A 12064-nucleotide genomic window follows, 5' to 3' on the forward strand; every position below is an offset into this window, starting at 1 on the left:
AAGTGTAGGGCATCAGTCCTACACTTTTTTAATACATAAAATATTGATTTTTTTTCTACAATGATATATATTAAAAATACTGTAGGAGGAGCTAATGAAATTAATTTTTGATATAAATGGCGGAGACAACAAATCTGAAATAATTTTTGGAGCTATTGATGCTTCTAAAGAATATAATGTTGAGGTAGTTCTCGTTGGAAGAGAAAACCTTATTAACGAGATACTTAAAGATATTGAATATGATAAAGAAAAAATTTCAATTTTAAACGCTGAAGAAAACATAGAAAATACTGAGGAACCAGCTTTTGCACTTAGAAGGAAAAAGGATTCTTCCATTGTAAAAGGATTAAAGCTTTTAAAAGAAGAAAAGGATGCAGCTTTCATTTCTGCAGGAAGTACTGGAGCATTATTAGCAGGCGGAATTTTTATAGTAGGTAGAATTAAGGGCGTAAAAAGAGCTGTTCTACCAACAGTTATACCTGGACTTCAAACTAGTACGATGATAATTGATTCTGGCGCAAATATGGACACTGACCCTGAACTTCTTAAAGAGTTTGCACTTCTTGGAGAAACATTTTTAAAAGAATATTATAAAATTAAAAACCCAAAAATTGGTCTTTTAAATGTAGGTGTTGAAGAAGGCAAAGGAAATGAGCTTACAAAAAGTACTTATGCACTTTTAAAAGAATCTTTTGAAAATTTTGGTGGTAACATTGAAGCTAGAGATGTAACAAACAATGATTTTGACTTAGTAGTATGTGATGGTTTCGATGGAAACATTCTGCTAAAATCAATTGAAGGTGTAGTTGAATTTATTTCTAAAAAATTATTTGGAACTATTAAAGAATCACCTTTGGATAATGGAACAAAAGAAAATATTTCTAAGTATTTAATGATGAAATTCAAAAATCTAGACTCCACAGAAGTTGGAGGAACTATTTTATTAGGAATAGATGGCAATATTATCAAAGCTCATGGAAATTCAAATAGAAATGCTATAAAAAATGCTGCAAAGTATGCAATAAATATACATGAATCTAAGGTAATTAATAAAATTAAAGAAAATATGGAGGCTTAAGAATGAAAGATAAAATTTTAAATATTATAGCTGAACAATTTAATTTAGATGTTGATGAACTTGATGAAAATATGTCTTTTCAAGATGATTTAAATGCTGACTCAATTGAAATAGTAGAATTAATTATGACTATTGAAGAAGAATTTGATACAGAAGTTCCAGAAGAAGATTTAGAAAAACTTCAAACTATTGGAGACGTTGTCGATTATTTAGAAGAGTTGGAATAATCTCATGGAGATTAATATAAACAGTATTGAAGAAAAATTAGGATATATATTTAAAAATAAAGAAATTTTAATTGAAGCTTTAACTCATAGCTCCTTTGTTAACGAAAATAAAATGAAAGCTTATGAAAGTAATGAAAGACTTGAATTTCTTGGAGATGCTGTTCTAAACCTAGTTATTGGTGAATATTTCTATAAGAAATATCCAAAAGATTTAGAAGGATCTTTAAGTAAGATGAGGGCTGAATCAGTTAACGAAAAAGTTTTATATGTGCTTTCAAAAAAATTAAAGCTTGGAGAATTATTGAGATTTGGTAAAGGTGAGATAAAAAACGGCGGTAGAAATAGGGAATCTACATTAGCAGATGCATTGGAATCTCTAATAGGTGCTATCTATCTTGACTCAAACTTTGATACAATAAAGAATATTATTTTGAAATTATTTGATAAATTTTTAAAAGAAGATAATTTTAAGAGCTTTAACATAGATTTTAAAACCAAATTTCAAGAACAAGCTCAAAAGAAGGGCCTTAAATCAGAATATAAATTAGTAAAAGAGGAAGGACCTGATAACGACAAAGTTTTTTATACAGAATTATTATTAGAAGGCGAAGTTGTGGGTTTTGGAAAAGGTAGAACTAAAAAAAGTTCGCAACAAGATGCTGCGCGAGATGCCTTTTCTCGAAAGGGGAAAGATTTTGGCTAAGAGAAATATTATACCAATTTTTATTCCTCATTATGGATGTCCCAATGATTGTGTCTTTTGCAATCAAAGAAAAATTACAGGTATGTCTACAGATATTTCAGATAGTGATGTGGAAAGAACTATTTTGGAATATCTTTCTTATTTTAAGAGGAAAGATAATATTGAAGTAGCATTTTATGGAGGAAGTTTTACTGCTATTCCATTAAAAGAACAAAAAGAATTCTTAAAGGTCGCTTATAAATTTAAAAAAGATAATAAAATTGATTCAATTAGATTATCAACTAGACCTGATGCCATTGATGATAAAATCCTAACTAATTTAAAAAATTACGAAGTAGATATAATAGAACTTGGTGTTCAAAGCTTGGACGAAGAAGTTTTAAAGTTATCTAATAGAGGTCACAGCGTTAAGTCAGTTTATAAAGCTTCAGAACTAATAAAAGAATATGGATTTAAACTGGGCCTACAGCAAATGATAGGTCTGCCTGGAGATTCTTTAGAAAAATCTAAATTTACTGCTAAAGAATTTGTTAAACTTAACCCCTTTTGTGTTAGAGTTTATCCAACACTAGTTATTGAAGATACAAAATTATATAGTGATTATAAATTTGGAAAATATAAATCTTTAGAGCTAGATAAATCTATAAAATATGTTTCTGATATAATGCATATATATTATCTCAATGATATCAATGTAATAAGAGTGGGACTACAACCAACAGAAAATATAAATTATGACGGAGTAATTGCAGGAGCTTTTCATCCAGCTTATAGACAATTAGTAGAATCTTTCTATATAAAAAATTCTATTTTAAATTATTTTAAAGATTCTAAAAATTTAAGTGAAAGTATTACAATTAAAGCCAGTGGTAAAAATATTTCAAATATTAGTGGACAAAAGTCAATTAATAAGAGAGAGATTTTAAAAACTTTAAATATTAAAAATTTAAATTTAAGGCAAGATAATTTAGATGATTTCCATATTAAAATAGAGTCAAAAACAGATGAAATTATAGACATAAGAAATTATTATAGGTGAGAAATGTTATTAAAGTCAGTTACAATGCAAGGTTTTAAATCCTTTGCCAATAGAACAAAAATTGAATTAGATGAATCTATAACGGCAATAGTTGGGCCAAATGGTAGTGGAAAAAGTAATATTACTGATGCCATTACATGGGTTCTAGGTGAAACTTCCGTCAAAAATCTAAGAGGAAGTAAAATGGAAGATGTAATTTTTTCTGGAACTGATTCAAAAAAACCACTTGGCATGGCTGAGGTTACAATTGTCTTTGATAATAGCGATAAGTCTTTAAATCTCCCATATAATGAAGTTTCTGTAACTCGTAGAATGTATAGATCTCTTGAAAGTGAATTTCTTATTAATAATAAAAAGTGTCGTTTAAAAGATATTAAAGAGCTTTTTATGGATACAGGAATAGGCAAGGATGGATATTCTATAATTGGTCAAGGTAAAATAGAAACCATTTTAAGTTCAAAGCCTGAAGATAGAAGATCAATTTTTGAAGAAGCTGCTGGAATTTCGAAATTTAAATACAAAAAATTAGAATCAAATAACAAGTTATTAAAAACCGAAGAAAATTTAATAAGAATTGAAGATATTTTATCAGAAATTGAAGTTCAAGAAGAAAACTTAAGGGTTCAAGCTGAAAAGGCTGAAAATTACTTAAAAGATTTTGAAATATTAAAGAAATATGACATAAATTATTCATATAAAGATATAAAAAAACAAGAAGAAGAGATAAATGCTCTTAAAGAAAAACTTTCAAATTTAGATACTGATTCAACTAATTTTGAAGAAGAAAGAGATTCATTATTAAACAAGATTAATAATTATCAAGATGAGATTTCTAAATTACAAAAAGAGATAAATAAATCCAAAGAAGATTATGAATTAAATAAATCTAATTATGAGGATTTAAATTTAAGAATTACAATAAATGAAGAAAAAATTAATTCTATTAAAAATGAAATATCTTCAATGAAATACACAAATGAAGAATTAAAATTAGAAATAGAAAAAGACAATGATGAATTATTAAATATAAAATCATCTGCTGAAGATTTAGATGAAAAATCTAAGAAATTTTCTGAGATATTGTATTCTAAAAATAGCGAAATAAATGAATTAGAAAATGAAATAAATTATTTAAGAGAAATTGGAAATACAAGATTTGAAAAATCAAATAGTATTAAAAATGAAATTGAAAATATAAAATTTAAAAATGAAACATTAAAAGATATAATTTCTGATAAAAAAAGTAGAAAGGAAATATTAGAAAAGAATATTGATAATTTTACAAAAAATGAATTAGAATTTTCCGACTTAATCGAAAAAGCAAAATCAAATTTAGAATCTATAAAAAACAATTTAAAATCCTTTGAAGAAGAAATCTCAGAAAAAATTAAAAACATAGAAAATTATAAAGATGAACACGAGAAACTAATTCAAAATAATTCTAAATTAAACCAAGATTTTAGCGAAATTGATTCAAGACTTAAAATCTTAAAAAACATGGAATCAAATTTCGAAGGATATAATAGAACTGTAAAATCCTTTATGAATTTTACTTCAAAAAATAATTATTTCAAAGATTCGCTTTTTGGTCCTGTAGGCGAAAAATTTATAGTAAATAAAAAATATGAAAGAGCAATTTCTGTTGCATTAGGATCAATGTCTCAAAATATTATTGTTTCAACAACTTCAGATACAAAAGAAATGCTTAATCTACTAGAAAATTATAAAATGGGCAGAGCCACCTTTCTTCCAATTGATAGAATCAAGGGAAATAAAGTTAATATTTCTTTTTCTGAAAATGGAATTGTTGGAGTTGCATGCGATTTAATAAAATTTGATAAAATCTTTGAAAATATCTTCCACAATTTATTAGGAAGAGTTTTAATAGTTGATAATTTTAATAATGCTTCAAGAATTTCAAAAAAATACAATCTCAAAGTTGTCACACTTAAGGGGGAAGTTTTTAATCCTTCTGGTGCCATTACTGGAGGAAGTATAAATAATTATAATAGCAGTTTTATTCAAAGGAAAAATGATATTAAATTACTAAATGACAATAAAAAAGAATTAACAATTAAGATTAATAATCTTGAAGCAGAAATTAATTTAATTAATGATAAAATTAACTCATTGAGCGATGAAATTTCAAACATTAATTTAGAAAGAGAAAATTTAAAGGAAAAATATAATAATGTTGAAAGCAATATTTTAAAAAACATTCAAAATCAAGAACTTAATAAGGAATATTTAAACAAATATATTACTGAAAAAGAAGAGCTTGAAAAAAGTATTGGGCTAGATTATGAAAATTACAAAAACAATTTAAAAGTTTTAGATGATAAAAATAATGAACTTGAAGAAATCATTTCTCAATCAGATTCAAGTGAAAAATTAGAAAAAACTTCCAATATTCTTGAAAAGCTAAAATCAGAAAAATTAGATATTCAATTACAAGAAAGAGAAAATAAAGAAAAACAAAATTATTTAAATAGAGAAATTGAAAGATTAGATAGTTCAGTTTTTAATTCAAATCAAAAATTAGAAAATAATTTTAATAATCTAGAATCTTTAGAAAAAAATCTCAAAGAAAAAATTGATTTTAAAGAAAATTCTAAAGACTCTATAAATAGATATAGAGAAAATATGGAAATATTTAAAGTACGAGAAAGTGAGCTCCAAGAAAATTATAATATTTCCAATGAAGATCTAAAAGAATACAATGAAAAATATATAAATTTAAAAGAAAATATACTAATCTCAAATAATGAAAAAGAAAAAATACTTTTAAAAATAGAGATGAAAGAAAATAGTATTTCCAGTTTAAGCGAGAGAATTAAAGAAGATTATAATATAATTAATATTGAAGATTATTTAGATGAAGAATTAGTTGATTTAAAAGAAAGTAGTCTAAAGAAATACAGAAAAATTATAAAAAACTACGGAGAAGTAAATATTTCATCTATTGAAGAACATAAAGTAGTTAGTGAAAGATTAATATTTTATAAAAAGCAAAGAGATGATTTAACAAACTCTAAAGAAGAAATAAAATCAATAATTAACAAGCTAGACACTGAAATGAAAAAAGTATTTAAAGAAGCTATCGAAGAGATTTCTGAAAACTTCGAAGAAATTTTTAAAATACTTTTTAATGGTGGACGAGCTGAAATTTCAATGGATGGAGATATTTTAAGCTCAGGAATTGAAATTAAAGCATCACCTCCAGGTAAGAGGCTTCAATCTCTTTCGCTATTATCAGGTGGAGAAAGATCACTTACTGCTGTAGCTTTATTATTTTCATTTCTAAAATATAGACCAGCTTCATTTTGTATACTAGATGAAATTGATGCTGCACTTGACGATGCAAATATTAAAAGATACGCAGATTATTTATTAACTTTAAATGATATTCAATTTATAATAATAACTCATAGAAAGCTAACTATGGAGATTGCAAAATCAATGTATGGTGTTACAATGGAAGAAAAGGGCGTTAGTAAATTATACTCTGTTAAGTTAGAGGATTAGGAGGAAGTAATGTTTGAATGGCTGAAAAATAAATTTGGAAAAAAAGATGAAGAAGTTAATAAGGAAAATCTTCCTAAAGAAGAGAATAAAGAAATTGAAGAAAATAAAAAAGAAAATATTATAGAAGAAGATTTTGATATTATTCATGATAATGAAATAAAAGAAGATAATATAGAAATTGGAATTCCTTCAGAAGATGATTCTATAATTAAAGAAAATAATAACGACATCAAAATAAATGATGAAATAATAATAAATTCTGAAGATTTAGCTAATGAATCAAAGGTAGAAACTGAAATCATTACTAATAAAGAAATCTTAGAAGATAAAACTTTTCAGGAGCCGGAAATTAAAGAAAAGGAAGAACCTAAAGAAAATGAAAATATTAAAGTAGAAACAAAAGAATTCGCTAAATCTGATGAGAATATTAATAACATAGAAGAAATTCAAGAGGTTCAAGAAACTGAAGAAATTCAAGAAGAAATTCAAGAGGTTCAAGAAACTGAAGAAATTCAAGAAGAAGTTCAAGAAAAGAAAAAACCTTCACTATTCCAAAGACTTAAAGAAGGACTTGATAAAACTAGAAAAGAAGTTGGAATTAAAATCAATACAGTTCTTGGTTCTTATGTAAAAATTGATGACGAGATGCTGGAAGATTTAGAAGACATTTTGATTTCTGCTGATATAGGAATGCAAACAACTATGCAACTTATTGATAATCTTCGTGAAACTATTATTAGAAATAAAATAAATGATCCAAAAGAAGTTAAGCCACTACTTATGGAAGAAGCAAAAAAATTAATGAATCCTGAGTTAAACACTAAGATTAAATCTGAACCACCTACTATTATTTTAGTGGTTGGAGTAAATGGTGTTGGTAAAACTACTACAATTGGAAAATTATCCGCTAGATTTAAAAACGAAAATAAATCAGTTCTTGTTTGTGCCGCTGATACTTTTAGAGCTGCTGCCATTGATCAACTAAAAGAATGGGGTAACAGAGCAAATGTTGATATAATTAGTCACGAAGAAGGATCTGATCCAGCTTCAGTTGTTTTTGATGCGATTGCTGCTGCTAAAGCAAGAAGCACTGATGTTTTAATAGTCGATACTGCCGGAAGACTTCACAATAAAGCTAATTTAATGAAGGAACTTGAAAAAATTAATAAAATAATAGATAAAAATTATCCAGAAGCAAATAGAGAAAATTTATTAGTGCTAGATGCAACTACTGGACAAAATGCTATGAATCAAGCTAAAACATTTAAAGAAGCAACTGACCTTACAGGAATTGCTCTTACTAAACTTGATGGTACAGCAAAGGGAGGAGTTGTTATTGCTCTTCAATCAGAACTTGAAATTCCAATTAAACTCGTTGGAGTAGGCGAAGGAATAAATGACTTACAAGATTTTGATATAGATAACTTTATAGAAGCTATTTTTAATTAATGATTAACTGCTGAAAATTCAGCAGTTTTTTTAATTTTTTTAAAATTTCTGTTGACAATAATGAACTCTTTAGTTAAAATTATATAGGTCAAGTAAAAAGGTTGACCTCGCTAAATTAGTATGGTGATTAAATGAATGAAAAATTTTTTAGAATGAATAGCTTACTAGATTTTTACGGCTCACTCTTGTCTGAGAAACAAAACAAAGCAGCTTACATGTACTATGTATATGACTGCACTATTAATGAAATCTCTGGAGAGTTAAATATTTCAAAACAAGCTGTTTTTGATAATTTGAAAAGAGCAGAAAATAATTTAGAAGATTACGAATCTAAATTGTCTCTTTTAAAAAATACTCAAAAAGATTTGGAGCAGAAAGAAATTAAGAACAAAAACTTGGAAGCTATTTTTAAAAGTATTGATGAGAAATTTCTAGAAGCTGATTTAGCAGAAAAAATAAATGAACTCAAGAAAATACTTTTAGATTAGGAGGTGGATTTTTTGGTATTTGAAAGCTTGTCCGATAAATTACAAAATACCCTTGCAGGTTTGAGAAAAAAAGGAAAACTTACAGAAAAAGATATTGACGGCGCAATGCGTGAAGTAAAACTAGCTTTGCTTGAAGCAGATGTAAACTTTAAAGTAGTAAAAGATTTTGTCAAAAATGTTAAGGAAAGAGCCTTAGGTAAAGAAGTTCTAGATTCACTTACTCCTGGACAACAGGTAATTAAGATTGTAAACGATGAACTTACTAACTTAATGGGAACAAGTGAAGTCAAAATTGATTTTTCTAAAAAACCCACTGTAATAATGATGTGTGGACTTCAAGGTGCTGGTAAAACAACAACATCTGGCAAACTTGCAAATAAGTTTAAAAAAGATGGTAAGAGACCACTTTTAGTAGCCTGTGACATTTACAGACCAGCTGCTATAAAACAACTTCAAGTTGTTGGAGAATCAATTGATACTCCAGTATTTACTATGGGAGATAAAGTTTCTCCGGTAGATATATCTAAAGCAGCATTAGAGCATGCCAAAAAGAATGGTAATGACGTTGTTATAATCGATACCGCTGGTAGACTTCATATTGATGAAAATCTTATGAAGGAACTTCAAGATATTCACGATGAAGTTAATCCTTCAGAAATACTTTTAGTTCTTGATGCAATGACTGGTCAAGATGCTGTAAATGTAGCTGATACTTTTGACGATATGTTAAAACTAACTGGAGTTATTTTAACTAAACTCGATGGTGATGCTAGAGGTGGTGCGGCTCTATCTATTAGATCTGTAACAGATGTGCCAATTAAATTTATAGCAAGTGGAGAAAAAATGGATAATATTGAAGTTTTCCATCCAGATAGAATGGCTTCACGTATACTTGGCATGGGAGATGTCCTTTCATTAATTGAAAAGGCACAAAGTGCAGTTGATGAACAAAAAGCAAAGGAATTAGAAGAAAAACTTAGAAAACAAACTTTTACTTTTGAAGATTTCCTTGATCAAATGCAACAAATGAAAAATATGGGACCTCTAGAAGATATCATTGGTATGATACCTGGAGTTAACAGCAAGGCATTAAAGGGAATCAATCTTCCTGAAGATGAATTTAAAAAAGTTGAGGCAATAATACTTTCTATGACTAAAAAAGAAAGGCTAAAGCCTGAATTAATAGATTCATCTAGAAGAAAGAGAATTGCAAAGGGTTCTGGAACTAGTCCAGCAGAAGTCAATAAATTAATTAAACAGTTTAAAGACATGAGAAAAATGATGAAACAATTTGGCAATATGTCAAAGGGAATGGGCAAAAAGAAATTTAAGTTGCCATTCTCATTTTAAGTAGCTTATATATTTTCATATATATAAATTTTTTGTGGAGGTGAATGATTTGGCAGTTAAGATTAGATTAAGAAGAATGGGTGCAAAAAAGAAACCTTTTTATAGAATTGTTGTAGCAGACTCACGTAGCCCTAGAGATGGTAAATTCATCGAAGAAATTGGTTACTACAATCCACTTACAGCTCCTAAAACAGTTGTAGTAGATGCTGAAAAAGCTAATACTTGGATTAAAAATGGTGCAAAACCTACTGATACAGTTGATAGACTTTTTAGAGAAAATTCAGTATATAATGCTGTAGCTAACACTGAAGAAGTTAAGGAATCAGAAACTACTGAATAAGGCATAGTATGTTTGGAGGACCGATATGGTTGAATTAATTGAATATATTGCTAAATCTTTAGTTGATGATCCATCATCAGTTGATGTAACAAGTACTAAAAATAGTGACACTGTTGATATAGTTTTAAAAGTTGCATCTACCGATATGGGAAAAGTAATTGGTAAGCAAGGCAAAATTGCCAAAGCGCTAAGAGCAATTATTAAGGCAATTTCATTAAAAGAAGACTTAAAGGTTAATTTAGAAATTGAAGAAAATAAATAATAACAAAACTTGCATTGGAAAAATTATTAATACACATGGAATTAAGGGCGAACTTAAGATTGATCCTTATACTTTTGATACTAATAGATTCTCTAAACTTGATCGGGTTTATGTTGGGGATGATTTAGAAAAGTTTTATATTAAAAAAGTTCGCACAAATAATTTTGTTTATTTAGTATTTAAGGATAATGAAAATATAAATAATGTAGAACACTTAAAGGGAAGCTTTATTTATATAGACGATGAAGAAAGACTTGAACTTTCTAAAGATCAATACTATGTATCTGATTTAATCGGAAAAGAAGTTTATGATACATCTGATAATTATATTGGAATACTAAAGGATGTCTTAGAATATCCAGCAAATGACATTTTCTTAATTGAAAGTGAAGATAAAGAAATTTATCAAATTCCAGCTGTTAAAGAATTTATAAAATCCGTAGACTCTGTAATTAAAATTAAAATAATTGAAGGAATGATACTTTGAAAATAAGTGTTTTGACTTTATTTCCAGATTTTATAGAAAATATAAAAGATTTTTCCATAGTTGGCAGAGCTATTTCAGAAAATAGACTTGCTCTAGAATGTATTGACATTAGAGATTTTGCTATTAATAAATATCTTCAAGTCGATGATTATCCCTATGGTGGAGGACCTGGAATGTTAATGCAGATTAAACCAATTGTAGAGGCAATTGAATCTGTAAAAACTGAAAATTCAAAAGTCTATTATATGTCACCGCAGGGAAAAGTTCTCAATCAAAAAAAACTTAATGAATTAAAAAATGAAGAACATATTATTCTTCTAAATGGTCATTACGAAGGCATAGACAATAGAGTTATTGAAAATTATGTAGATGAAGAAATTTCAATTGGAGATTATGTGCTCACAGGCGGCGAACTTGCATCGATGGTTATAATTGATGGAGTTTCAAGACTTCTTGATGGAGTTCTTGCAAGTGAAGATTCGTTTACTGATGAATCACATTATAACGGACTCTTGGAGCATCCTCAGTACACTAGACCAAGAGAGTATAGAGGTCTTGCCGTACCAGATATTCTTCTAAGTGGAGACCATGAAAAAATTAGAAAATATAGACTCAAGGAATCTTTAAGAAACACTTTAAATAAAAGACCTGATTTATTAAAAAATAAAAAACTAAATGAAGAAGAAAAAAAGATATTAAAGGATTTACTGGAAGGAGGTAAAGATAATGGATTATATTAGAGCTATTGAAGATGAACAAGTAAACAAAGATCTTCCTAAATTTAATGTTGGGGACTCAGTAAGTGTTCACTATAGAATAATCGAAGGAAACAGACAAAGAGTTCAAGTTTTTGATGGAACTGTAATCAAAATTCAAGGAAAAAGTTCTAGAAAGACTTTCACAGTTAGAAGAATTTCTTACGGAATTGGTGTAGAAAGAACTTTCCCACTTAACTCTCCAAGAATCGCTGATCTTGTTGTTAATAGAAAAGGTAAAGTTAGACGTGCTAAACTTTATTACCTTAGAGATAGACAAGGTAAGGCAGCAAAAGTTAAAGAAAAGATTAATTACTGAGAATGGGACTTTAAGTCCTATTTTTAGTATCTTTTATTTTGA

At 27.7% G+C, this 12064-nt stretch carries 13 protein-coding genes; all 13 read left to right on the top strand.

The features are described 5' to 3' along the window. The first annotated feature begins 94 nt into the window (after positions 1 to 94). The 13 genes from plsX (at position 95) to rplS (ending at position 12022) form a co-directional block, all read left to right on the top strand. Positions 95 to 1078, top strand: a complete 984-nt coding sequence (gene plsX, locus KQI68_RS03985; RefSeq protein WP_216548845.1) for a phosphate acyltransferase PlsX — start codon at positions 95 to 97, stop codon at positions 1076 to 1078. 2 nt (positions 1079 to 1080) lie between these two features. Continuing rightward, positions 1081 to 1305, top strand: a complete 225-nt coding sequence (acpP, locus tag KQI68_RS03990; RefSeq protein ID WP_216548846.1) for an acyl carrier protein — start codon at positions 1081 to 1083, stop codon at positions 1303 to 1305. A 4-nt stretch (positions 1306 to 1309) separates the two neighbouring features. Further along, on the top strand, positions 1310 to 2008 hold the full coding sequence (rnc, locus tag KQI68_RS03995; protein WP_216548847.1) for a ribonuclease III: 699 nt from the start codon (positions 1310 to 1312) through the stop codon (positions 2006 to 2008). Next, complete coding sequence (locus KQI68_RS04000; protein ID WP_216548848.1) at positions 2001 to 3047, top strand: elongator complex protein 3; 1047 nt, start codon at positions 2001 to 2003, stop codon at positions 3045 to 3047. Before rnc ends, KQI68_RS04000 begins: the two co-directional genes overlap by 8 nt. A 3-nt stretch (positions 3048 to 3050) precedes the next feature. Continuing rightward, a complete protein-coding gene (gene smc, locus KQI68_RS04005; RefSeq protein WP_216548849.1) occupies positions 3051 to 6572 on the top strand; it encodes a chromosome segregation protein SMC in 3522 nt (1173 codons plus the stop codon). A gap of 9 nt (positions 6573 to 6581) precedes the next feature. Continuing rightward, on the top strand, positions 6582 to 8021 hold the full coding sequence (gene ftsY / locus KQI68_RS04010) for a signal recognition particle-docking protein FtsY (protein WP_216548850.1): 1440 nt from the start codon (positions 6582 to 6584) through the stop codon (positions 8019 to 8021). A 131-nt stretch (positions 8022 to 8152) separates the two neighbouring features. Next, complete coding sequence (ylxM, locus tag KQI68_RS04015; protein WP_216548851.1) at positions 8153 to 8509, top strand: YlxM family DNA-binding protein; 357 nt, start codon at positions 8153 to 8155, stop codon at positions 8507 to 8509. 12 nt (positions 8510 to 8521) lie between these two features. Next, the gene (gene ffh / locus KQI68_RS04020; protein ID WP_216548852.1) at positions 8522 to 9859 is read left to right on the top strand and encodes a signal recognition particle protein; all 1338 of its coding nucleotides are present in this window, start codon (positions 8522 to 8524) and stop codon (positions 9857 to 9859) included. 49 nt (positions 9860 to 9908) lie between these two features. After that, positions 9909 to 10199, top strand: a complete 291-nt coding sequence (rpsP, locus tag KQI68_RS04025; RefSeq protein ID WP_216548853.1) for a 30S ribosomal protein S16 — start codon at positions 9909 to 9911, stop codon at positions 10197 to 10199. 25 nt (positions 10200 to 10224) lie between these two features. Then, entirely contained in the window at positions 10225 to 10461 is a 237-nt protein-coding gene (locus tag KQI68_RS04030) for a KH domain-containing protein (protein ID WP_216548854.1), read from the top strand. After that, entirely contained in the window at positions 10445 to 10948 is a 504-nt protein-coding gene (gene rimM / locus KQI68_RS04035) for a ribosome maturation factor RimM (protein WP_216548855.1), read from the top strand. The genes KQI68_RS04030 and rimM overlap by 17 nt, the downstream gene beginning before the upstream one ends. Continuing rightward, a complete protein-coding gene (gene trmD, locus KQI68_RS04040) occupies positions 10945 to 11688 on the top strand; it encodes a tRNA (guanosine(37)-N1)-methyltransferase TrmD (RefSeq protein WP_216548856.1) in 744 nt (247 codons plus the stop codon). The genes rimM and trmD overlap by 4 nt, the downstream gene beginning before the upstream one ends. Continuing rightward, positions 11675 to 12022 (top strand): 50S ribosomal protein L19, encoded by a 348-nt coding sequence (gene rplS, locus KQI68_RS04045; protein WP_216548857.1) that lies wholly within the window; start codon positions 11675 to 11677, stop codon positions 12020 to 12022. The genes trmD and rplS overlap by 14 nt, the downstream gene beginning before the upstream one ends. Positions 12023 to 12064: the final 42 nt, after the last annotated feature.

It is taken from the genome of Peptoniphilus ovalis, assembly GCF_018919265.1.
GTDB lineage: Bacteria > Bacillota > Clostridia > Tissierellales > Peptoniphilaceae > Peptoniphilus_A > Peptoniphilus_A ovalis.

Coding starts and splice junctions, on each gene's coding strand:
- plsX (WP_216548845.1), top strand. CDS start 95: ATGAAATTAATTTTTGATATAAATGGCGGAGACAACAAATCTGAAATA.
- acpP (WP_216548846.1), top strand. CDS start 1,081: ATGAAAGATAAAATTTTAAATATTATAGCTGAACAATTTAATTTAGAT.
- rnc (WP_216548847.1), top strand. CDS start 1,310: ATGGAGATTAATATAAACAGTATTGAAGAAAAATTAGGATATATATTT.
- smc (WP_216548849.1), top strand. CDS start 3,051: ATGTTATTAAAGTCAGTTACAATGCAAGGTTTTAAATCCTTTGCCAAT.
- ftsY (WP_216548850.1), top strand. CDS start 6,582: ATGTTTGAATGGCTGAAAAATAAATTTGGAAAAAAAGATGAAGAAGTT.
- ylxM (WP_216548851.1), top strand. CDS start 8,153: ATGAATGAAAAATTTTTTAGAATGAATAGCTTACTAGATTTTTACGGC.
- KQI68_RS04030 (WP_216548854.1), top strand. CDS start 10,225: ATGGTTGAATTAATTGAATATATTGCTAAATCTTTAGTTGATGATCCA.
- rplS (WP_216548857.1), top strand. CDS start 11,675: ATGGATTATATTAGAGCTATTGAAGATGAACAAGTAAACAAAGATCTT.